Origin of the sequence: Nitrobacter vulgaris (genome assembly GCF_031453995.1) — a bacterium.
Lineage (GTDB): Bacteria > Pseudomonadota > Alphaproteobacteria > Rhizobiales > Xanthobacteraceae > Nitrobacter > Nitrobacter vulgaris.
On sequence record NZ_JAVDPZ010000047.1, the window covers coordinates 1 to 22,616 of the forward strand.

At 61.0% G+C, this 22,616-nt stretch carries 16 protein-coding genes and 5 pseudogenes; 10 read left to right on the plus strand and 11 right to left on the minus strand.

The window, feature by feature from the left end; genetic code table 11:
• Positions 1-190: 190 nt before the first annotated feature.
• Both GGQ85_RS18650 and GGQ85_RS18655 read left to right on the plus strand, forming a co-directional pair.
• A pseudogene (locus tag GGQ85_RS18650) lies at positions 191-283 on the plus strand (hypothetical protein); the annotation flags it as partial.
• Between the two features lie 289 nt (positions 284-572).
• A complete protein-coding gene (locus tag GGQ85_RS18655) occupies positions 573-920 on the plus strand; it encodes a hypothetical protein (RefSeq protein WP_309775778.1) in 348 nt (115 codons plus the stop codon).
• A gap of 294 nt (positions 921-1,214) precedes the next feature.
• Here the strand turns inward: GGQ85_RS18655 and dcd are convergent.
• Positions 1,215-1,616, minus strand: a pseudogene (gene dcd / locus GGQ85_RS18660) (dCTP deaminase); the annotation flags it as partial.
• A gap of 733 nt (positions 1,617-2,349) precedes the next feature.
• On the opposite strand from dcd, the gene GGQ85_RS18665 reads away from it, so the two are divergent.
• Positions 2,350-2,598, plus strand: coding sequence for a cold-shock protein (locus GGQ85_RS18665; RefSeq protein ID WP_309775794.1), 249 nt, complete (start codon positions 2,350-2,352; stop codon positions 2,596-2,598).
• A gap of 201 nt (positions 2,599-2,799) precedes the next feature.
• On the opposite strand, the gene GGQ85_RS18670 is transcribed toward GGQ85_RS18665, so the two are convergent.
• Entirely contained in the window at positions 2,800-3,057 is a 258-nt protein-coding gene (locus tag GGQ85_RS18670) for a hypothetical protein (protein WP_309775779.1), read from the minus strand.
• A 78-nt stretch (positions 3,058-3,135) separates the two neighbouring features.
• Between GGQ85_RS18670 and GGQ85_RS18675 the strand changes: the two are divergent.
• A pseudogene (locus GGQ85_RS18675) lies at positions 3,136-3,297 on the plus strand (arsenical resistance protein ArsH); the annotation flags it as partial.
• 79 nt (positions 3,298-3,376) lie between these two features.
• On the opposite strand, the gene GGQ85_RS18680 reads toward GGQ85_RS18675, so the two are convergent.
• Entirely contained in the window at positions 3,377-3,688 is a 312-nt protein-coding gene (locus GGQ85_RS18680) for a hypothetical protein (RefSeq protein ID WP_309775780.1), read from the minus strand.
• Between the two features lie 226 nt (positions 3,689-3,914).
• Between GGQ85_RS18680 and GGQ85_RS18685 the strand changes: the two genes are divergently transcribed.
• The 4 genes and pseudogenes from GGQ85_RS18685 to GGQ85_RS18700 all read left to right on the plus strand — a co-directional run.
• Complete coding sequence (locus GGQ85_RS18685; protein ID WP_309775781.1) at positions 3,915-4,322, plus strand: FixH family protein; 408 nt, start codon at positions 3,915-3,917, stop codon at positions 4,320-4,322.
• On the plus strand, positions 4,319-5,740 hold the full coding sequence (locus tag GGQ85_RS18690) for an efflux RND transporter periplasmic adaptor subunit (RefSeq protein WP_309775782.1): 1,422 nt from the start codon (positions 4,319-4,321) through the stop codon (positions 5,738-5,740). Before GGQ85_RS18685 ends, GGQ85_RS18690 begins: the two co-directional genes overlap by 4 nt.
• On the plus strand, positions 5,737-8,913 hold the full coding sequence (locus GGQ85_RS18695; protein ID WP_309775783.1) for an efflux RND transporter permease subunit: 3,177 nt from the start codon (positions 5,737-5,739) through the stop codon (positions 8,911-8,913). Before GGQ85_RS18690 ends, GGQ85_RS18695 begins: the two co-directional genes overlap by 4 nt.
• 302 nt (positions 8,914-9,215) lie before the next feature.
• Positions 9,216-9,419 (plus strand): annotated as a pseudogene (locus tag GGQ85_RS18700) (hypothetical protein); the annotation flags it as partial.
• A 223-nt stretch (positions 9,420-9,642) separates the two neighbouring features.
• On the opposite strand, the pseudogene GGQ85_RS18705 reads toward GGQ85_RS18700, so the two are convergent.
• A pseudogene (locus GGQ85_RS18705) lies at positions 9,643-10,321 on the minus strand (ISL3 family transposase); the annotation flags it as partial.
• 782 nt (positions 10,322-11,103) lie between these two features.
• Between GGQ85_RS18705 and GGQ85_RS18710 the strand changes: the two are divergent.
• Together GGQ85_RS18710 and GGQ85_RS18715 are read left to right on the plus strand one after the other, a co-directional pair.
• On the plus strand, positions 11,104-13,164 hold the full coding sequence (locus GGQ85_RS18710; protein WP_309775784.1) for a TonB-dependent receptor: 2,061 nt from the start codon (positions 11,104-11,106) through the stop codon (positions 13,162-13,164).
• A 22-nt stretch (positions 13,165-13,186) separates the two neighbouring features.
• Positions 13,187-14,359 (plus strand): PepSY-associated TM helix domain-containing protein, encoded by a 1,173-nt coding sequence (locus GGQ85_RS18715; protein ID WP_309775785.1) that lies wholly within the window; start codon positions 13,187-13,189, stop codon positions 14,357-14,359.
• 42 nt (positions 14,360-14,401) lie between these two features.
• On the opposite strand, the gene GGQ85_RS18720 is transcribed toward GGQ85_RS18715, so the two are convergent.
• From GGQ85_RS18720 to GGQ85_RS18750, 7 genes are all read right to left on the minus strand, one after another.
• Positions 14,402-14,833: a ParB N-terminal domain-containing protein gene (locus tag GGQ85_RS18720; protein ID WP_309775786.1), complete on the minus strand. Its 432-nt coding sequence runs from the start codon at positions 14,831-14,833 to the stop codon at positions 14,402-14,404.
• A gap of 13 nt (positions 14,834-14,846) precedes the next feature.
• On the minus strand, positions 14,847-15,947 hold the full coding sequence (locus GGQ85_RS18725) for a type III PLP-dependent enzyme (RefSeq protein ID WP_309775787.1): 1,101 nt from the start codon (positions 15,945-15,947) through the stop codon (positions 14,847-14,849).
• A 74-nt stretch (positions 15,948-16,021) separates the two neighbouring features.
• On the minus strand, positions 16,022-16,792 hold the full coding sequence (locus tag GGQ85_RS18730) for an HpcH/HpaI aldolase family protein (RefSeq protein WP_309775788.1): 771 nt from the start codon (positions 16,790-16,792) through the stop codon (positions 16,022-16,024).
• Positions 16,783-18,561 carry an IucA/IucC family protein gene (locus GGQ85_RS18735; RefSeq protein ID WP_309775789.1) on the minus strand — a complete coding sequence of 593 codons (1,779 nt, stop codon included), beginning with the start codon at positions 18,559-18,561 and terminating at the stop codon, positions 16,783-16,785. The genes GGQ85_RS18730 and GGQ85_RS18735 overlap by 10 nt, the downstream gene beginning before the upstream one ends.
• A 3-nt stretch (positions 18,562-18,564) precedes the next feature.
• A complete protein-coding gene (locus GGQ85_RS18740) occupies positions 18,565-20,289 on the minus strand; it encodes an IucA/IucC family protein (protein ID WP_309775790.1) in 1,725 nt (574 codons plus the stop codon).
• Entirely contained in the window at positions 20,286-21,515 is a 1,230-nt protein-coding gene (locus GGQ85_RS18745; RefSeq protein WP_309775791.1) for an MFS transporter, read from the minus strand. The genes GGQ85_RS18740 and GGQ85_RS18745 overlap by 4 nt, the downstream gene beginning before the upstream one ends.
• The gene (locus GGQ85_RS18750; RefSeq protein WP_309775792.1) at positions 21,503-22,507 is read right to left on the minus strand and encodes an IucA/IucC family protein; all 1,005 of its coding nucleotides are present in this window, start codon (positions 22,505-22,507) and stop codon (positions 21,503-21,505) included. The genes GGQ85_RS18745 and GGQ85_RS18750 overlap by 13 nt, the downstream gene beginning before the upstream one ends.
• Positions 22,508-22,616 lie beyond the last annotated feature (109 nt).

The window sequence follows — 22,616 nt, forward strand, 5'->3', positions numbered from 1 at the left end:
CCTCGGTGGCCGCAATGCTCGGACTTGGCTGGGGCGCATTGTACGTCCGCAGACTGAGAGCGCGGAGGGGCGCTCACGCTTGAAATAGAGAAAGCAGGATGCGCTTTTCCATCCACACGCTCGGCACACGCGGCGACACGCAGCCCTCCACACGCTCGGCACACGCGGCGACACGCAGCCCTATCTCGCGCTGTCCCGCGGGCTCAGAGCGCACGGGCACGAGGTGTTGATCGTCGCACCCGCCCAGTTCGCCGAGATGGCGGCGGCCGAGGCCGTTGCTTTCGCGCCGCTCCCGGCCGAGGTCCTCGCAGTGCTCGACTCGCCCGAAGCGAAAAAAGTGATCGGCAGCGCCGGTACTGGTTTCGGTGCGGGCTTCAAGCTCCTGAAATCGCGAGATCGGCCAGCGGCTGCTCGATGCCGAATGGAAAGCGGCCCGCGATTTCGCACCAGACGCCATCCTGTTTCATCCCAAGGCGCTCGGCGCTCCGCACATCGCAGCGAAGCTCGGCGTTCCACTTTTCCTCGCGTCACCGCTGCCAGGCTTCACGCCGACATCGACCTTTCCGACGCCGGTGCTGCCCTTTCCCTCGCTCGGCCCGCTCAACCAGGCGAGCCATGCGCTGATGATCCACGGCGGCAGTGTCATGTTCGGCAGAACGGTCCGCACATGGCGGGTGCAGGCACTTGGATTGCCGGCTCGCGGGATGGCCGCGCCTCTTGCCGGCACACTCTACGGTTCTAGCCCGCACGTGCTGCCGAAGCCGCGCGACTCGAACGCAGATGTTGCGGTGACTGGCTACTGGTTCCTCGATACGCCGGACTGGAGTCCCGACGGCGAGCTTGCCGCTTTCCTTGCAGCGGGTGAGCCGCCGATCTATGTCGGTTTCGGCAGCATGCCCGGCGTTGATCGCAGCGGCTGACAGGCCTCGTGGTTGAAGGCCTAAGGCGCTCCGGCAAGCGCGGCCTGCTCGCGACGGTGAGCCGTTCGTCGCGATCATAATCGAGCGGTAGTCCCTGATCCCTGGAAACTCGCATAAAGTCCTTCACGGCCTTTGCGGAATGGCGTTTGGCGCCGCCTGAACCATTCACTCACGCTCAATTTAGGACTCCCATCTGTCGGCGCGAGCATTACATTTCCCGCGTCGCATGTGGAGTGTCCGCGACGAACCGAACTCCGAAAGACCTGGCCGATCGGATGGCGGCAGCGGCAGTGACTATGCGCCTGGCTTATCCATTAGGTCTTTCAGGATAGGGTCGCTCTTGATCTTGCCGAGGTAGGGCCTGCGCCTGCCGCTAAGCAAGCCACCCGACGTGACCTTGCCGTCTGGAATGGCGTGGAGAAAAATTTGGCAGATATTCATGCCGGGCCGAATTTTGATCGGGACTTCGCCGAAGTTTGTTAGTTCAAGAGTGAGGCAACCATTGAAGCCAGGATGAATACCGGCGGCGGTCTCGATGATCAATCCACGTCTTGCCCAAGTGGATTTTCCGCCGACATAACCACCGAGACTAGCTGGGAATTTCATCCACTCAAGTGTGCTGGAAAGCACGAAACGGCCGGGATGAAGGACAAACTCCTTTCCGAACGGCACGAAGTAGTTCTTCGATGCCTTCGCTTCATTTTCATGCTCGGCGTGATCAAACTCAGTATCGAAGAAGGTCTGGCTCGATTAACGAAGCGAGACGAACCACCTTCCAAGCCGCAGAGTAACCGACGCTTCTCCACTCTTTTCGATCTCTTCAATTTTGAGTTCAGGGACGATGGAAAGCCCCGTCGGATTAGCTTCGCTTCCCTGCCTCAACTTTCTGGCTAGTTCCATGCAATGCGGCGGCATGTATCCCAACGGAGCCGGGTCGGTGATGCTTACGCGAGGGCGGTGACATGACCGGCGCAGCGCGATCACGCTCACGACCGCCGCCGAGGCAGACGATAATCTTTTATTAAGCATACGCGGCCACGATTATCACAGGCCGCGACGGCACCGGATTCTTGAGCCGACAGTTACATCGAAAGGTCGGCGGCGTCACGCCCGCCGGCCTTTTCGATTCCGATCGGACATGCGCGCGAAGGGAGCCGGATATGCAGACGTTCGAAACAACCCAACCATCTGAAGCAAGACGTTGTCGGGCTGCCCAGTTCAGGGGAATACCAACGCGAATGAGCCTGTCGGGTGTGTCCGTGACTGGCCTTGTCTACTCCGTCCGGGAAGATGCGCTGAGCGAGCCCAAGAAGTGGATCATCAAGATCGTACTGCCAAAGGATTGCCGCCGCAGGGCAAGCTGAGCCTTAGCGAAGAGGACGCCTCCGCCCGGCTCCCCACCGGCGGGATTGTGCCTTACTTCCCGCCACTGCTTAGGGTTGTATTCACGTTTCAACGTTTTGGGAACGACCAACAGGCTACAGGAACTGTGAAGTGGTTTAACCAGCAAAAAGGCTATGGCTTCATCCAGCCGGAAACCGGCGGCAAAGACGTGTTTGTCCATATCTCCGCCGTGGAGAAGGCCGGGTTCAACGGCTTGGCAGAGGGCGCCAAGGTGTCTTACGAGATCGTCGCGAACCGCGGCAAAGAAAGCGCGGAGAATCTGCGCCTAGGCTAGCGAGCTGGGTGTAGGGCTCGCTCGCGATGTGGATGGCCCGGGCAACGCTTCGGGCCATTTGCTTTTCCGCCGGCGCGCTTGCCTGCAAGCTCAACCCCGCTCCGGCGGGTTTTCTGTTCCGGGAGCTACAGCTCTTTCGACCTTGCTCATCGATCGATATCGGCCGTCTCTTCGGCCTGACTTGGGCACCTGCGACCGACGTCACTTATCGACGTTTACGATCGCGCCGGTGCGCGCATCAACATCGACTTCCATATAGCTTCCGGCAACGTCATAGCCCTCGACCTGCCACTCGTTGCCCCATTTGTTCGTGTTTGACACGGAAACCAGCCCGATTCCGTTGGCGATATCGACTGCCGCCTGAAGCGGCAGCGGTCCAGCCTGGGTGTAGATCTCGGTCACCGGTTCCTGAACGTAGCCGACGTCGGCTGCCGACGCGGGAACGGTGAATCCGATCATGGCCAAAGCGGCGGCGGGAAACAGATTATTTCACATGATCGTTCTCCAAAGCGCGTTCAGACATTGTGGACACACCTCAGCAAAACGCATGATCGGGTCGTCGATGTGATGGAAGAACTGGTCAAGTTCACGCTGCTGACGCGCGATGTCTCGGCTTACCTCACCGACCGATATTCCGAGCGCAAGGAAAGCGGTGAAGCCCTGATGCGGCGGGTGAACCTCTCGGCGGCGTCCTCTTGAGATTGAATGCAACGACTTGAAATGAGCCAAAAAGCCACCCGACACGCGATCTGTCGTTCCGCGACTCTTCACGAAAGGGTCATTTTCCCCACCTTCCCCGAACGCGAAGCCTGTGCCATTTTCCGATCATGAGGGTAGGCATCTGGCTCCGCAGGTTGCTCCCGATCCTTGCGATCGTGGGGCTTATTGCTGTACCGTTCACCGCATCGGTGAGCGGAGCCGTGGTGGCGGCCGCCTCTGATATGTCCATAGCGTCAATGCCGGACGATATGCCCTGCTGCCCGCATGAGAAGCCGGTAGTCCCGGATTGCCAGAAGTCCTGCCCGTTGATGGCGACCTGTATGGCCAAGTGTTTCTCGGTCACGCCGACGCTTTCGAGTCTTGCCTTCATCTTTTGGGATCAAAGCGATTCCCTTTCTCCAGGCAACGACGTCGTGCGCGATGCGCTTGTGGTAGAACCTCCAGCTCGACCTCCAAGAACCTAGAACATCGCCGGCACTTCGGTGCCGGTTCGCGCCGCCCAAGCGTATGCTCGGGCGGTCGAAAGCGCGTGGCCATAGGCCGCGCAACGCCGGGCCATGCGCACGGTGCTTCGATGAATCTGGGATTTTCAAACTATGACGACTTCTTCTATGAAACGCGCCGCTGCGGCGGTGCTCGCGGCCGCACTTTCTGTGACGGCTTTTTCGGCAGCTAAAGCCGACATCACGGACTATGAATTTCGACTCGTTCAAACTGAGATCAAGCAGGGTAACGGCGCCATCGTCGCTGTCCGGCTCATCGACAAGCAATCCGGCAAAGCAGTTCCGGACGCTGTCATCTTTGCGACCCGGATCGACATGGCGCCCGACGGCATGGAGACGATGGCGGCGCCGATCGAGGCTCTGCCATCGACCGAGCCGGGTGTCTATCGCTTCAAGACCAACCTGACGATGGCTGGTGGCTGGCGGCTTTCGCTCGGCGCCAAGATCCAGGGTGAGACCGGAACGCTCCAGAACAAACTGGTCCTGAAAGCGACGCCATGAAACGGCTCGCTCTTATTGGCCTCGCCCTCGCCGCTATTTTAGCGGCGGGGGCCGGAGGCTATTGGGCGGGTGTTCGGAATCCTCCGGTCACCGGCCTCACAAAATGGTTTCGTGTCGAGGCAACCTTGGCGGCGTCGACGCCAGCCGGCACGGGAGCGGTGATTTACTATCAGGACCCTGACGGTAAGCCAGCTTACTCGGCAACACCGCGCAAAACCGCAGACGGCCGTGCTTTCCGCGCCGTTCGCGCCAGCGAGGATGTGAGCTTCGAAGAGAAGCAGCCGACGACAGCCGAGGCGACTGAGCAGGCCGGCACGCAGCGCATCCTCTACTACCGCAACCCGATGGGCCTGCCTGACACCTCACCTGTGCCAAAGAAAGACTCGATGGGGATGGACTATATCCCCGTCTACGAGGGAAAGGACGACGGTAGCTCAGTCGTGCAGGTGTCGCTCGGCAAATTGCAGCGGACTGGCGTGCGATCCGAATTGGTCAAGCGGCGGACAGTCGGAAGGCTGGTACGCGTACCGGGAATGGTCCAACTCGACGAGCGGCGCGTTTCGGTGGTCGCAACCCGGAGCGATGCCTTCGTCAACGAGGTGGCGAACGTCACGACGGGAGACCGGGTCACGAAAGGCCAGATACTGGTCCGACTCTACTCTCCTGACATCGCTGCCGCGGGTGCGCTGTTTCTCAGCGATCTCAATATTAGCGGTCGCGACGGCGCTATCGGCGGTGCTCGCCAGCGCCTGGAAAATCTGGGAGTACCACCCGAGGCCATCGCCGAGATCGAGCGTACCCGCAAGGTGCCGCTATCGATCACATGGCGTGCGGCGCGCGACGGCGTCGTGCTCGAACGCAATGTCGTTGAGGGCATGAAGGTAGCATCAGGCGATGTGCTGTTCCGCCTAGCGGATATCTCGACCGTCTGGGTGTTGGCGGACGTGCCGGAGTTCGATCTTGCGGCCGTTCGGATTGATGCGCCGGTAACGATACGAATCCGAAGCCTACCGGGCCGCACATTCGAGGGGCGTGTGTCTCTGATCTATCCGCAGGTTAGTGAAACGACGCGAGCCACGCGGGTGCGGATCGAAATTGTCAATCCCAGCGGGGTTTTATTCCCCAATATGTATGCCGAAGTGGAGATCTGCACCGGCAATGCCGCGCCCGTGGTGGCCGTTCCGGACAGCGCGGTGATCGACACCGGCACACGACAGGTCGTGATCATAGATCGTGGAGACGGCCGGTTCGAACCGCACGATGTGAAGATCGGCTTGCGTGGCGAAGGGCTCACCGAAATCCGCGAGGGGATTGCGGAGGGTGACCGTGTCGTTGTCGAGGCGAACTTCCTGATTGACGCCGAGAGCAATCTAAAGGCGGCGCTCCGCGGCCTGACCCCGCCGGAGGCCCGGCCATGATCGCCCAACTCATTGGCTGGTCGGCCCGCAACCTTGTGCTCGTATTCGTCGGCACGATCTTCGCCGTTGCCGCTGGGCTCTATGCGCTGAAGACGCTGCCGCTCGACGCCATCCCCGACCTCTCGGACGTGCAGGTGATCGTCTACACCAACTATCCCGGCCAGGCGCCGCAAGTGGTCGAGGATCAGGTCACTTATCCGCTGACGACCTCGATGCTGACGGTGCCGAAGTCAAAAGTCGTGCGTGGCTTCTCCTTCTTCGGCGTCTCCTTCGTCTATGTGATCTTCGAAGATGGCACCGATCCCTATTGGGCACGAAGCCGCGTCCTTGAATATCTCAACGCTGCCGCTCAGCGGTCGCCGGCGGGCGTGACGCCAACCCTCGGTCCGGATGCGACCGGTGTCGGCTGGGTCTACCAATACGCCGTCGTCGCGAAGGAGATGACGCTCGCCGAGCTGCGCTCTCTGCAGGACTGGGTGATCCGCTTCGGGGCCTCCAAGGCGGATGGCGTCGCGGAAGTCGCCAGCGTCGGCGGCTTCGTGAAGCAATATTCGATCGTGGTCGATCCCAACAGACTGCGGGCGTTGGGCATCCCACTCGACCGCGTGCGCGAGGCCGTCAAGGCCAGCAACGCCGATGTCGGCGGTCGCACCGTCGAGCTCTCCGAGTTCGAATTCATGGTGCGCGGTCGCGGCTATATCAGAAGCGCCGCCGACATCGAAAATGTGGTGCTGAAGACCGACCGTGGCGTGTCGCTGCGCGTGAGAGACGTTGCCCGCGTCGAAATCGGGCCGGGCGAACGGCGCGGTATCACTGAACTCAACGGCGAAAGCGAAGTCGCGAGCGGCATCGTCCTGCAACGCTTCGGTGCCAACGCGCTGACCGTGATCGAGAACGTCAAGGCGCGACTTGCCGAGATTGCGTCGAGCCTGCCCGAGGGCGCCGAGATCGTGCCGGTCTACGACCGTTCCGAACTGATCGGCCGGGCGATCGAGACCCTGAAGGGCACGCTGATCGAGGAGAGCATCATTGTCGCGCTGGTCTGCGTGGTGTTCCTGCTGCATTTGCGCAGCGCGCTGGTCGCCATCCTGATGCTGCCGGTCGGCATCCTCATCGCCTTCGCGGCGATGAAGGCGATTGGGCTTGGCTCCAACATCATGAGTCTCGGTGGCATCGCCATCGCCGTCGGCGCCATGATCGATGCCGCCATCGTGATGATCGAAAACGCTCACAAGCATTTGGAGCGCGCACCGCCCGACAAGCCGCGCGTCGAAATCCTGATCGAGGCGGCGAGCCAGGTCGGTCCGGCGCTGTTCTTCAGCCTGCTCGTTATCACCGTCTCCTTCCTGCCGATCTTCACGCTGGAGTCGCAGGAGGGCCGGATGTTCGGTCCGCTCGCCTTCACAAAGACCTTCGCGATGGCGGCCGCGGCGTTGCTGTCGGTGACACTGGTGCCGGCGTTGATGGTGGTCTTCGTGCGCGGGCGGATTATCCCGGAGCACCGGAACCCAATCAACCGTTTCCTGATCTGGGTCTACCGGCCAGTCATCCGCGGAGTCCTGAAGGCGAAGACGCTCACCATCCTCGTCGCGCTCATTGTCCTCGGAGTGACTGTCTGGCCGGCACGACAACTCGGTTCGGAGTTCATGCCGAGCCTCGACGAGGGGGCACTGATGTACATGCCGACGACCTTACCAGGGATTTCCGTGACCAAGGCGGCTGAGCTTCTGCAAGTGCAGGACCGGATCATCAAGAGCTTCCCGGAGGTGGCTTCGGTCTATGGTAAGGCGGGACGTGCGCTCACCGCCACCGATCCGGCGCCGATGGAGATGTTCGAGACCATCATCAATCTGAAGCCGAAGAGCGAATGGCCGCTCGGTATCACCATCGACAGCCTGAAGACCGAAATGGATAGAGCATTGCAATTTCCCGGCGTCTCCAATGCCTGGACCATGCCGATCCGCGCTCGCATCGATATGCTTGCGACCGGCATTCGCACGCCAGTCGGTGTCAAAGTGTTCGGAACGGATCTCGCTCAGATGGAGCAGACGGCTCGTGAGATCGAGCGGGTGCTGCGATCGCTGCCGGGCACATCGAGCGCTTATGCCGAGCGGGTGATCGGCGGCTACTACCTTGACATCGTGCCGGATCGCGACGCGCTTGGTCGCTATGGCTTGGCCATTGGCGACGTCCAGGCCGTGATCGCAAGCGCGCTCGGGGCCGAGACGGTGACCACTACCGTTGAGGGCCGCGAACGCTATGCCGTCACCATCCGCTATCCGCGCGCTTTCAGGAGTGACCCACAATCGATCGCTCGTGACGTGCAGGTGCCGTTGCCGGGAGGTGGAACGGTGCCGCTCGGCGAGGTCGCCAAGGTCGAGCTGACCCGCGGCGCCACCTCGATCCGCACCGAGAACGGTCAGCTCGCGGTCTACGTCTTCGTTGATATCGCCGGCCGCGATCTCGGCGGCTATGTCGCCGCGGCACAGAAAGCGGTCGCGACCGAGGTCAAGCTGCCACCCGGTACCTATGTCTCGTGGAGCGGCCAGTTTGAGTATCTTCAACGCGCAGAAGCGCGGTTGAAGATCGTCGTGCCGGTGACACTGCTGGTCATTTTCCTGTTGCTCTACCTCAACTTCCGGGCGCTGACCGAGACGCTCATTGTCATGCTGTCGCTGCCATTCGCGCTGGTGGGCGGCATCTGGTTGATGTGGTGGCTCGGCTTCAACATGTCGGTCGCCGTGGCGGTCGGCTTCATCGCGCTTGCCGGCGTCGCCGCCGAGACCGGCGTCATCATGCTGATCTATCTCGAACAGGCGATGGCGGAACTAAAGGTTGAGCGGGAGGCGGAAGGACGGCCCTTCACCCGAACAGATCTCTACGAAGCGATCATGCTCGGCGCCGTCGAACGTGTCCGGCCGAAGATGATGACCGTCATCGCCATCACAGCCGGCCTCGTCCCGATCCTGTGGAGCACCGGCACCGGTTCGGAAGTGATGCAGCGCATCGCAGTGCCGATGATCGGCGGCATGGTCTCCTCGACCGTGCTCACGCTGCTCGTAATCCCCGCCGTCTATGCGCTGATCAAGGGGTGGCGGCTGCCGCGGAGCATGGCCTCAGAGGAGACAGCGATCGAACAGGGGCTAGCGGGTCTCAAGGCAGCCGCCGAATGAGAGGAAATTCCAATGATGCACGACATGATGGGAGCCATGGGATGGCATGGCTCTCGCCGGTCTGCTCGGCATCCTTGTTCTGGCGCCAGTGATTGCCGCTCTCGCGAAATACGTCTCCTTCCGATGAAGTGCATTATGCGCAACTTCGGTTGGACGGCGGGCGCTGATGATCGGCGCCTTGCAGGCAACCGCCATGCTCACGCTACCGCGACACTCATGGGCGGCCGAGACACCGCCCAAGATGATCGTGACCCACGATCCGAACTGCGGTTGTTGTGGCGGCTGGGTTGCTCATGTTACCGGTTGCCGAATTGGTCGCGTTATCGCGCGCGACGCTCGCCAATATCTGGCAGAACATCACGCTCGCCCTCGGCCTGAAGAGCGTTTTTCTCGTCACCACGCTTTTCGGGGCAACACCGCTCTGGATGGCGATCCTGGCCGACACTGGTGCGACCGTTTTGGTGACCACAAACGCCTTACGGCTGCTACGCTTCGAATTCAAAGCGTGCGCAGGACCATGGCAGTTCGACTATGTTGTCGGTGCCGCCGCAGCTTTGCGCACAGCAGAAGCTTCAAACGAATGGTATGTGCGGCAATCAGCAGTGATTGGGTTGCGGCGATCAGGATGTCCTGTTTCCGCCTCACATTCCGATCCGGCTCATGGGGCCGGCCTCCAGGTGTGTTTCGGCGTGGAATAAGGGCTCTGACGCGATCTTGGTGCAGCTCCGTTTATTCCGCACCGACGAGCCTTGCTTGAAGCAGATCGATTTTTCCGCGGCCATACATTTGACGTTTGACGAGCTTGACGCGTGTGATTTGGCCTTCAGTTTGTCCGTTCGACCAGGATGAGGTGATCGCCGCCTGGACCGCCACTTCATCATTCGTTACGCCGCGGGCGAACGAAGCGACAAGGCTGGCACGAGCGCGCTCAATCCAGGGCAACAGTTCGGCGCTGGCGCTACGCCGGATCATCATGGAATTCGGCAATGATCTCGCGTGCCTCGACCAGGGTTGGTATACTGCAGCCACTCGGCCGCGGTGAGTAGCTTGGGATTGATGGTTGCCACCGATTGCACAGCGGATCTGGCGCATCGATTTGCGGACGGCGTCCAGAAAGGCCCGATTGGCGTTCTCCATCAGATGCCAACGATCAGCGACCTGTACGGCGCACGGCAGCGCCTTTGCGGCAGCTTCGCCATATCCTCCCCCGCGGGCTCGAGCGACGACCGCGATCGTGGGATGAGCAGAGAGCCACGCTTGAGCGGTTGCGGGCTCACGGTCCGGCAACAGCCGTGACTACCCTGCGCCTTTCCAAGTCGCAGTCGATGCTGCCGTATCGGTGATTACGCCGCCAGGCCCAATCATCAATACCGACAACTCGCAGCGGCTTCAGCGCTGTATTTGGACGAGGGTCGTGTGCCGAATTGTGGCAAGGACATTGTCCCCTTTTTGGTCTTTAACCCAGTCCGAGACGGACCTGCGGCGTAGGCGCAAATGCTCAATACGCGACAACACCCTCGGCCGCGCGAGCTTGTGTAGTCTCATCAAGCTCGCCCGGATCGAGCTTCAGAAGCAGGATCTCGTTAAGCCGTGAGCCATTGCCGGATCACGGGCATCTTCTGCTCCCATAGCAAAAGTGACCAAGCTTTAGATCACCCGGGCTTGATCACCGGCCTTCCTGCTCGCCTTTTTGAGGTCGCTCATCGCTGCCCGGCAGCTCCTCAGCAAGAACAGATTTCGTCCATGCGCGCCATCTGCTGGAGGTGCGCATGAACAATCGCGGCAACAATAGATTGGGAAAATGGCTCGAAGGCCGTTCTACGGCTCGGCGCCGGATGCGCGACAAAACACATTTCCACAGCAACGGCTCTGGTTTGTAATGATTCTACGGTCGAATCCTTATCTGCACACGAAGGATGCTGTAGAGGATACATTTTTGAGTGTGTGATCAAACTTGGGACGACGATGAATCCTTTGACGAAAAAACTTTACTGGGCCGTTTGTTGCAGCGCAGTGAGTTACCTCCCATTGTCCTTTCAGTTAGCAGAGGACGCGTACGCACAAGAAGCCACTTCCTTACCAGCCGTGACGGTCACCGCACCCAAGGCCAGAAACAAGAAACCGCGCACTGCTGCCCGTCGCGCTGCCGCTCCGGTGCGATCGAGTGTTGCTCAGCGCGTTGCCGCTCCGGTGAGATCGCCGGCTGTCCCGTACCTCACGCCTTCGACCGGCACGATCGGTCAGCCGCCGGCTCCCTATGCCGGCGGTCAGGTCGGGACCACCACACGCGTCGGCATGTTAGGCAATCGCAATGTCTTCGATACGCCGTTCAACACGACGGGCTACACGAGCAAGCTTATCCGCGACCAGCAAGCCAACACCATCAGCGATGTCGCCGACAACGATCCCTCGGTGCGCACAAACTCCCCACGCTATAGCGGAATCGATGGGTTTTTGATCCGCGGCTTCCCGGTATTTGCGAGCGACTTCGCGTTCGACGGCCTTTACGGCATCACCGATACGCGCCGTCCTGCCCTAGAGCCTATCGAGCGTGTGGAGATCCTGAAGGGGGCAAGCGCCTTGCTGTATGGGATTTCGCCGTTCGGAAACGTCGGCGGAACGGTCAACCTCATTCCGAAGCGTGCCACCGACGATCCGATCACGCGATTGACGACGGGCTTCGTGTCCAACGGAAATGTTGGAACGGCCGTCGATTTCGGCCGGCGCTTTGGCGACCACAAAGAGTGGGGCGTTCGCCTCAATGGTGCCTATCGCGATGGCCAGACACCGATCGCCTTCCAGACGGATGGATTCGGCGTCGGCGCGGCGGCTCTCGACTACCGTGGCGAACGGTTCCGGGCTACGGTCGATGTCGGTTTCCAAAAGCAGAACCTGAAGGCGCCAACACGCGTGCGGCAAGTGAACCAGGGCTTTCCCATCCCGGATTCACCCTCACTCTCGATCAACCAGCAGCAGCCCTGGGAATACTATAAATCGAACCATCAATACGCTGCGCTACGCGCCGAGTATGATCTCGATGATTTCTGGACGCTGTATGGGGCGTACGGTCACAGCAAATCTGATGAGACTTTCTTCGGTGGAACTCTGAGACTCACGAACGCACTGGGCAGGTTCACGTCACAACCGGCCCTCACCGTACAGGATGCCGATCGCGAAACCGGAGAGGTTGGGGTGCGCGGCCGTTTCGCTACCGGAGCGGTGAAGCATTCTACTGTGATTTCGGCGACCGGGCTGTGGCAAGACAGCGGAACTGCCACTACCAATGTCGGACCATTGATCACGTCGAACCTCTATAACCCGGTTTATGTGGCTCCGCGTAGCGCGACGGGCCTGTCGCACGATGCGCCACTTGCTTCGCGGCGGATCAATCAAAGCGTCGCAATCGCGGATACGATGTCGGTTCTCGATGATCGCGTGCTTCTCACCGTGGGCGGGCGCTGGCAGGGGATCGATGTCGCCAACTTCAACAGGACCGGTGCCGTGACCTCACGCCCGCAGAACGAGGCGATCACCCCTGCCGTGGCTCTCGTGGTAAAGCCAATCAACAACCTGTCGCTTTACGGCAACTACATCGAAGGCCTAACGTCGGGTGGAATAGCGCCAGTCGGGACCGCCAATGTCGGCCAGGTCTTTCCTGCGATTGTGGCCAAGCAGATTGAAGTCGGCGCCAAATATGACTTCGGGGCTGTGGGCGTGAGTCTAGCGGCGTTTGAGATTACGCAGCCCAACGGGTTCACGAATCCGGCGACCAACATCTTTTCGGTCGACGGCGAGCAGCGTAATCGCGGATTGGAGTTCAACACCTTCGGTGAGGTCACTCCTGGGTTGCGTCTGCTCGGTGGCGTGTCCCTCATCGACGGCGTGCAGACCAAGACGGTTGGTGGCCAATTCGACGGCAGGGCCGCGGTTGGCGTTCCGGATATTCAATTCAACCTCTATGGCGAATACGATCTGCCCTTCTGGCGGACCTCGGGAGTAGCGACTCTGACCGGGAGAGTCATTTATACATCGCGGCAATTTTACGATCAGGCGAACACGCAGCAGATACCGGACTGGACCCGGGCTGACATCGGGGCACGCTACGTCACTAAAGTCGACGGCAGGCTGCTGACGTTGCGTGCGGCGGTCGAAAACGTCTTCGGATTAGACTACTGGGCAACGACGGGACGCGGCTTCCTCACCCCCGGTACACCGCGCACGTACCGAATCTCGGCGAGCATCGATTTTTGAATCGCCGTGAGGCAGTGACATTGTGAACGACCATTCGGGGGCAGCAGCAGCCTGGACTCCCACCAATTCCAGAAGGCTGCGCGTTGCACTCGTCCGGCTGCATCGTTGGCTTGGCCTGAGCCTGGGTATCCTGCTCGTGGTGATCGGTCTCACGGGCAGCTTCGTCGTCTTTTATCGCGAGATCGACGCAGCATTGAATCCGAGCCTGTACATTCCGGCCGGGCCTCAGCACCGTCTCAAGGCCGCCGAGGTCATGCGGATTGCGGCCATAGCGGATCAGGCGCCGATCCGATCCGTCATCGCTCCTGACCGGACCTGGCCGGTCTGGATCGTCATGCACTCCCACGCGACGGAGAAAGGTCAATATCCGAATCTCTGGACCACCATGATCGATCCGTCAAATGGGAGGGTGTTAGGTCGGCGCGACTACACCAACTGCTTTGCGTTCACCGTCTATCGCATGCACCACAATCTTCTGCTCTATGACTGGTGGGGTCACGAGCTTGTCGGAGCGATCGGATTCCTACTGCTTGGGATGGCTTGCTCGGGCTTGTATCTATGGTGGCGGGAGCGAGCCCGGTTCTGGCGCTCCGTCTCGATCCGCAGGCACGTGTCCGCGCAACGTCTCATGCGCGATCTGCACAATACGGCGGGCTTTTGGAGTCTACCGTTACTTGCTCTGATCGCCGTTACCGGTATCGGTATCGTGTTTCCAAGTGTCATCCGCCCATTGGTCGGCTTGGTCTCCACGGCGGACCCTGACCCGTCGCCGATCATCAAGTCTTCTCTTTCCAACGAAGCAACACGATTGTCCGCTGATGCGATGGTTCTGGCGGCGCGCACCGCCAAACCCGGCTACGAGATAGCGCAATTGACGCCGCCAAATGAGAGGCGCAACACTTGGCGAATCCTGTTGCGCCCGCCAGGCTCCGATCCAGCCCTTCGCACTCGCGGTGCCATTTGGCTCGATCCATGGACGGGCGCACTCACGCATGACCGCACGCCTGATTCCATGTCGCTGGGCGACCGCTATATGACCGGACAACTCTGGTTGCATAACGGGTCGGCCTTCGGCTTGCTCGGCCGTCTTCTAGTGTTTGCTACTGGCTTCGTGCCGCTCATTCTCTTCGTCACAAGCTTTCAGATTTGGCGGTGGAGGCGCGCGGCAAAGAACCGAACGTGCGCAATTGTCTAGAATCAACCAATCAGCCCTTCGGATAATGGACTAGATTAGGGTCTACCCTATCCGGCTATCACACTGGCCGCGATTGGACCTTCTGCACAGCAACCATACCGAAACATTGCAGGTCGGCAGAGCCGATGGAAACCGATGGCGTGTGGTTTTCGGCGGGTAGAGATCCTGCGCCCTGGCGCGGCGCACGATCTCTTGCGGCGTGACGAGGTAACCCTCTCGCGTGGCGATCACCTCCACGTCGCCGTAGCCAAGCAACAGGCAAGGCACATAGGCCAGCTTGAGTTGCAATGCGGCTTGCAACCGATGATGACCATCCATGACAGCCAAGCTGTTGCATTCCAGCACAATCGGGATGCGCCAAAGTTGCTCGCGCCGGAGCGTTTCCGCCAGGCTTGCGGCATGTTCCGGATAGTGGCACTCGTTCGGCAGGATCGCGTCGGAACGAACGAAGTGAACGGGCAGCGCACAGAGCACGGCTGGCTCCTTCCTAATCCAGATAAATCCGTTCCGGATGCGGATGACTTAAAAAGTCATGATGTGAAATGTGCCAGCCATAGGCGCCCGCCAGCAGGAAGGCGATGCAGTCGCCCGCGCGCAGGCGCTCGACCCGGACATCGCAGGCAAGCGTGTCTTTCGGCGTGCACAGTTCACCGCACAAGGTCACCGGAGTCTCATGCACAGCCGGGCGTGGGAAAGGGTATGGCCAGGCTTCGCGCGGTAACACCACGAACGGATGATTGTGCTGCCATGATGCCGGCAGCCGAAAATGGTGAGATCCGCCGCGCAGTATCGCGAAGTGCTTGCCGTGAGTGTGCTTGAGGTCGGTAACGTCGGCAAGGTAATAACCGCAGTCCGCAGTCAGAAATCGCCCGCATTCGAAGACGAGCTGGAAGCGCGGCTGGCGCGCGGCGATCAACGCCGTCAGGCCAGCGCAAAAACCTTCCCAATCGAATGAGGCCTGCGGGTCGGCATAGTTGATGCCGATGCCGCCGCCGGCGTTGAGCCAATCGAATTCCAGTTGATAGCGCCGCTGCCAAGTGCTCGTCAGATCGAAGTAATGTTCGAGCAGGGCGAGATGTGTTTGTGCGTCCAGATTGTTGGAGATGGAATGGATATGCAGGCCCTGCAGACGCACGCCGGGCAGGCCGAGCGCCAGTTCGATCAAGGCAGGTATCTGCGCCTCTTCGATGCCGAACTGGGTCGCCTGTCCTCCCATGCGCAGTGTGGCTTGCTGCGGCACGGACGCCGGATTGACCCGCAGCAGGATATCCGCCCGCTGATTGCGGCGGCGCGCGATCCAGTCCAGACGCCGCAACTGGTGCTCGCTTTCGACATGGATCAGCAGGACACCCTGATCAAGGGCGCCTTCAAGCTCGGCATCGGTCTTGCCAGGCCCGCCGAACACAACCGGCACCGCATCGTTGATCCCGCGCACGGCCTGGATTTCTCCCAGTGATGCCACTTCAAAGCCGTCGGTACGATGCAACAGCGCCCGCAGGATCGGCGCGTCGCTATTAGCCTTGATGGCGTAGAACAGCTTGCACTGCGCAGGCAGGCAACGGCGCAGCGTGTCGACGCGCTGGCGCAAATGCGCCAGATCGTAGAGGTAGGCGCACACCGGTTCGGTGCGGCCATCCAGGTAATTGCGTAAGTGTTGCAGGTTCATTGCCCGCTATCTTTCATTTGATGCCGTGCCAGATGGGCCGCCATGGCGCGGCGGCTGATGCCGCGATCATCGCCCAGGACGAACATGCGCACCTGGTCCCGATGCCAGGCCTCGCAATCCTCCGGGGCGCGCGGCAACGCGCAGAACGTCTTGCCATGCTGCAAAGCCGCCGTGCGAATGCGCGACACCGCCGCGCGCATCTCCGGGTGGCGTGTCTGCCACGGAACTCCGAGACATTGCGAGAGATCGGCGGCGCCCTCCAAAAGCACGTCCACTCCGTCGACTGCGGCAATCGCATCGGCTTGATCGATGCCTTCGGTGTCTTCGATCATCGCCACGACCAGCGTGCGCTCACGCGCGGCCTCCAAGGCGGATACCAGATCATCGCGCCCATAGCCGCTATGCCAAGTGGCGTTCAAGCCACGCTCGCCAAGCGGTGCGAAATGACAAAGCCGCACCGCGTCCCGAGCGGCCTGCTCCGAGCAAATGCGCGGAAACACGATGCCTTCGGCACCGGCGTCCAACGCCTGCGCGGCCTGATGCGGCGCCGCCACCCGGACCAGCACGGCGATCCCGGCGGCACGCGCCGCCAGCAACATGCTGGCTAACTGGTCCGGGCCGACCAGCGTATGTTCCAGATCGATCACCACGAAGTCGTAGCCGGCTGCCGCGATCAATTCGACTGAAAGCGCAGCCGGCGTAGAGCAAAATAATCCATACAATGGATGCGACGAGGCTTTCTGTTGCAGGCGCACTTTCAGAGACATGACGGCTTCCCTTCCGGCGCCAGCGGGTTCGGCGCGAGCCGAGTGCGCAAACGGATTTCCTGCCGAAAGCGGCGGCTTGCAAGTAGTTCGATCGAGACCTGCTCGGCAAAGCAATCGAACAATCGGTAGCGCGCCGCGCGTTCAGGGTGACGCGATTGATATGACTGCAGTACGTCGCGCACGATCTCCCAGAATCGCGCCTCCTTCACGTCGTAGAAACGCTGGAACAGCCACGCCAGTTCAGCCATGTTGACGAAGAACAGGGCATCGAAGGTGAAATCGCGCAGCTCGTCGGCATCGTCGGTTTCCAGGAAAGAATTCGGATTGACGCGCACATGTTCGGCCGGCGGCGCGATGAGCGCAGGTGCGGAGCCGGATAGCAGTGCCTTGGAAAACCGCACGCCGTCGTGAAAGTCCTTGAGCGCCACCCGTGCCGGCAGCCCGTCTTCGTGCAGGAGGATCATGTTCTGCGCATGCGATTCGAGTGCCGTGCCATGTTCCCAAAGCAGATGCAGCACCGGCAGCCAGGCCCGCTCAACCAAGCGCTTCAGCCATGGTTCGGGGCCATGGCGCCTGACCCACGCATCGACAAACGGCCGGCCATCGGCATCCACATGCATCAAGGCGGTCATCGGCACCGCGGCTTCGCCCAGCTGCATATGCCGGTGCACGCTTTCACGCCAAATGCACGCCAATGCCCCATATTGGCCGTGCGCCGGAGCCAGCGCGGTGAAGCTCACGCCGGCCACTTCGCGCAGCAGCACCGGACGCACCATCGGCGCCGGCCAGCACGACTGTTCCAGGGCTTGCAACCAGTCGCTGATGACCGCGGCATTTTGCACGGTGTGTGGCGCCAGCACGCGCGAGGTGGAGGTATTGACGAGGCTCATCGCCAGCTTGAGCGATAAGCCTTTCCGGTCATCCATATTACCCAGCGTACGGATGGATTGCTGCGGCAGATAGCGCTTCGTCAGCGGCCCGATGAGCAGCAGTTCGCCGCGCGCCAGCGCTTGATGGAAAGCGGGAAGAATCACTTCTTCCCACTGCCACGGATGAACCGGCAGCGGCACGTAATCGTCGGAACGCACACCGCGTTGGCTCAGTTTGTCGTGAAAGCACTGCCAGTCGGTGTCCCCCAGCAGGGTGCGCGCCGCATGTTCCCGGTCGATCGTGGCGCTGACCGAGCAACGGCTGCGGTCGCAGCGCCCGGCCAGCAACAGCGGCGTCACTGCCGACGTCATCTCCGGCGCATAGGCGCTGTTGTCATCGAGCGTAAACCCGAGACGCGATTTGTAGCTGGGGTGATAAGGGTGGCTATCGGTCAGCCGGGCTTCCACCGTGTCGTAATCGGCACCCCGCAATATCTTGTCGCCGCGCACATGCAAGGTTTGAGCATCCTTGATCTGGGTTGCCAGCAGTTCCGCAGCAAACTGGCTGAGCCGCGTTTCGTCTGCGGTCAGCCAGGGTGCGATTTCCGCCAAGAACAGTGCGGGATCACTCGCTTCTTCCGTTCCATCGTCCGCCCGGCGCAGCAGGGGCGCGGTGATGCGGACACGGCCGAAGCTGAAGCTGCGTTGCGCCTGGCATTGATAGCTGACTGCCGTGTCGCCGGCAGCGCAGCCGGGTATCGTCAGAGTTTCTCCGCGCCACACGCAATGCGGCAAAGCCTCTTCAAACAGCAAGGCTTCCAGCAGTTGGCGCAGCACGCGGCGGCTGGCCTGCCGGTAGGCCGGGCTGTCGATCAGGTTCTGATAATCGTGCGGATGCATGGCTTATCTCTGACGCAGTGGATTGGGAATCTCCACCCACGACGGACGTTCACCGCGTTGCTGGAAACTGCTGAGCATGTTGGCTTTTGCCGGCAGCATCTGCTGCGCGAGCAGCTGCAACACCAGCGGATTGCCGGTTGCGGCAATCCGGTCGGCCGTATCACGCCATAGCGCGGCTTCCGTTGTCAGGCCGGTGCGGGCCAGGCAGGCAATCACATGGCCGATATGATTGACCAACACGTAATACTGGAAACGATGCCACGCCTGCTGCTCGTCGTATAAAACGGGACTGTCGGGCTTCAGGCGATCGAGGAACGGGAAGCGCGTGCAGCTGATGCTGGTGCCCTCCATGTCGCGCGCATAACCCCGCGCCGGCCAGCCGTCCTGGAACGCCATCATCGCGTTCTGCAGATGAGCTTCCAGACTGATGCCGTATTCGGAGAATAAGCGCAGCAAGGGTAGCAGGCTCGCATCCAGGTAGCGTACCCACCAGCGTTGAACCAAGGCGGCGTCGGGCGCGTTCCGCCCTGCAGCTTGGCGTAGCAGCGTCCACAGCGGAATCTCACCCTCCGCCGGTTCCTCCAGCACTGACGCGACCACTTGCGCATGCTCTGCCTCGGTGCCTGGGATGGCTTTTCGGTACACCACCGTGCAAGCGGCGCGCAGCGCCTCGCTCGGCAGCTTCAAGCTCTGGCTGCCCAACTCCGCCAAGATGTGGAACGTCGGCTGTTCCAATACCTCTTGCGGCAATTGGGACAGCGCCAGGCTGGCATCCAGCGCCCGCTCGACATGTTCGGGCGGATTGTTGCGCACGAAGTTAGTGATGCGGATATTAAGCGATAACTTGAGGAACAGCTCCTGAGCAGGCAACCAGACCGTACGTACCGAAGACGTCGGCCAAACCACTTCTCCTAGAGGTCCGAGCGAAATCAGCGAGCGGTTTTTCACCAGCTCGGTGATCTCAGGTAGACTCAACAGATGATTGGCTTGCCATGGATGGCAGGGCAGCAGGTGATACCCGTCATCGGCCAACAGTTCCACGGCGAAACGCGCCGCCTCCGGATCGATAGGCAACTGTTCGGCATTTACCACACGTGTATCCAGCAAGTTGGTGGCGACTGCGAAGTAGTGCAAGCGAAACGAGGCTCCCAGTTCGGGAGAATAACGCTCCATATCTTCCTCGCTGAACCCTTCCGAAGCCTTGGAGGTGACATGAAAAATATGGCCGAACCGCAAGCCTTGTTCCGCCGTAACAAAAGCCGATCGACCTCCGGCGGCATGGTGCTGGTGGAAACGGCGCACCTTGTCCACGCTGTTGCGCATCAAGGTCTTCAAGCGATCACGGCATTGTTGCGCCGTCTCGGCGGGCTGGCCGCTGGCATCGGCGAGTGTGTCCACAATCCGGTCGACCAGTGGCGTCGCGTTCGTCAGGGGACACCAGTCGCCGTTGCACCCGAGCCATGCAAAAGGCGTCACGCGGTGGTAACCGATCGGGGAGAAGTAGTTCAGCGCGCCAACCAGTTGATATCCCGTCTGCGCGAACGACACGAGATACGGCATCAGTCCGGCAGCCCGCCAGCCGGTTATCTGCGCTTGCAATTCGGCTGGTCCCGCGTCAGTCGGTGCTAAGCGAGGATCGAAACAAGCGGTCTCACGGCAATACGTGTTGAGGTACTGCTCCACCAGGCGCCGCTCCAAGGGAGCGAGCCGCGGAAAATGCATTGTCATGCGACATCCTTCCCTTGGTTTTCAATCCTGCAAACAGGGTATGAGCGCTGCATGCTATTGCCGAGCACGAGTAAACCGGCCGCCATAAATAGTGCGGTGATCGGCCATACCAGGTTGGCAGGCGCAAGAAGCGGCATCAGAAGCATGACGATGAGCGGCCCCAGCATTTGGCCGACGACCATGAAACTACGGCTCAATCCAGTCACATGCCCATAAACCGCTGCCGGCAGTTGACGGCTGCAGGCCAGTAACATCGATTGCGCCAATGCGGCATAGCAGACCCCCTGAACTACCCTGAGTAAGGCGACCAGCCAGAGTTGATCGGCCTTCATCAACAATCCGATGGACAATGCGCAACCGATCGCGGCCAGCACGAAGTGGCGGCGCGGGTCGCCACGATCGTTCAGATGTCCCCACAGCGGGCTCGCCAGCATAGTTGCCAGCCAGCCCAATGCATGCAGCGCCCCGGTCTTGCTGGCAATCGCATCCGCCGCGGGGAAATGCGCTATCAAATAGAGCGGGAAGACATTGACCAGTGCAAATGCAGCGGCCTGGGTCAGGCAGGCGGCCAACATCCAATTGCGCAAATCGGCGCGGGCAAGCACGGTTTGCAAGCCGGCGAACTGTGGAAGGTTTTTATCCGGCGCCGACTTGGGCGGCTCTCTGAGCTGGCTCCATAGCACGCCGCCCGCAATGCCCGTAAGCAGCGCGCTCGCTATCAAAAGTGGCTTCAGCGACCATTGGTCCAGCATCATGCCACCCAGCACCGGACCCGCCAGCGCGCCGCAAGCAATCGCGCTTTCCTGCAAGCCCAGCGAGCGTCCACGCGACGCGTCGCTGCTGGCATGGCCGACGAAGGCGGTCAACACGACGCCAATGGTGCTCATGCCTTGCAGCAGACGGCCCAACATGAAGCTCAACACGCTTGTGCTCAGCGCCATCAGCAGCATGCTTGCGATGAACACCGCCAGCGACACCAGCAGCATGCGCCGATAGCCGAAGCGGTCACACCACTGACCGGCAAGAGGCGCGAAGCACAAAGTGCCGAGCCCCGGTGCGGCCAACGCGAGACTGCTCCAGCGTGCGGCTCCAAGCGTATCAATGCCGGTAAGCGTCGCCATATACAGAGGTAGGATAGGCACCAACACCATCAGCCCGAGCGTCGTCACGGCTTGGCATGCCAGCAACAGGACAAGGTTGCGGGAACATGATGTTACGCCAGACATTTATTACATTCGACAGGTAATAACGGGTTGCTCAATCGTCCCATCGCGCTGGGCATGCCGGTGCCGAAGCTCGCTCGGCCGAGCAGCGGTGCCAGTACCTGCTTGAACGGCCAATCAGGTTCATCCAGCAACAGGCTCCTGGTCTCATTGGCGAAGTCGTTCGGCAGCGGCACACGCGCCAGGCAGTCTTCCAACACCGTGCGCACGATATGCCAGCCATGCGACTCTTCCCGGCGGTAGCGCTCCGCAAGCGCGGCCAGGATGGCATACAGGTTGACCTCGATGGCGAGGGTTTGCAGATACGCCAGCAACTCGCGCGGCGTATTCAGTTCGAGCGTGTTCGGCGTACTGCGATCAATCACATAGTCCGGCACCGCTATACCCTGGGCCCGCATTAGCGGCGAGCAGATGCGCAAGGTGTCGTGGTCGCGCAGGACCAACGCGGCGATGCGCTGCCCTTGAAATGCCAGCACCACATTCTGTCCGTGCAACTCCGGCATGACACCGTACGCAAAGCAGCGCAGGCCCAATTCCAACAAGGCGCGGGCGATATCGGCGAACAATGCCCACACCTTGCTCTCCGGTCCGGCACGACCGATCAGATGGTCGAAAGCCGGCAGCGTTCCTCCGGCGCTCGTCGCCGGCAATGCCGCCATCGGAATGAACGTCGCACCAGCCACCGTCGGGTAGCGGCGGATCATACACGCCAGTTCTCCTGGCTCTGCCTGCAATGCATCGCGCTGGCGCAACACGCACCAATCATTCTCGTCGCACAACCGCAACAGCGCCGCCAGCCAATCATCCCGCTGTTTCAGGCGCTCAAGGCAAGCACTGGCGAGCATGCCGTTATGTAGATAGCGCGGTGGCAGCGTGCGCACCGCTCCCAACGCATTGACGGAAAGCGCAAGCTTAAGATGTAAGCTGGGGCGACCGATGACGGCAAGGGAGCGCAGCGAGGCGGTCGGCATAACTAATCCCGGCCCCGTGCCCAAGTCGATGCAGTCTGCTAGTGGATGGAATCTAACACTTGGTGCCCGCGTCTGACGGCTCGGATAATTTTGTTGGGATCGGCAGTCCATGTGAAGGGCTTCGGTTCGGCGT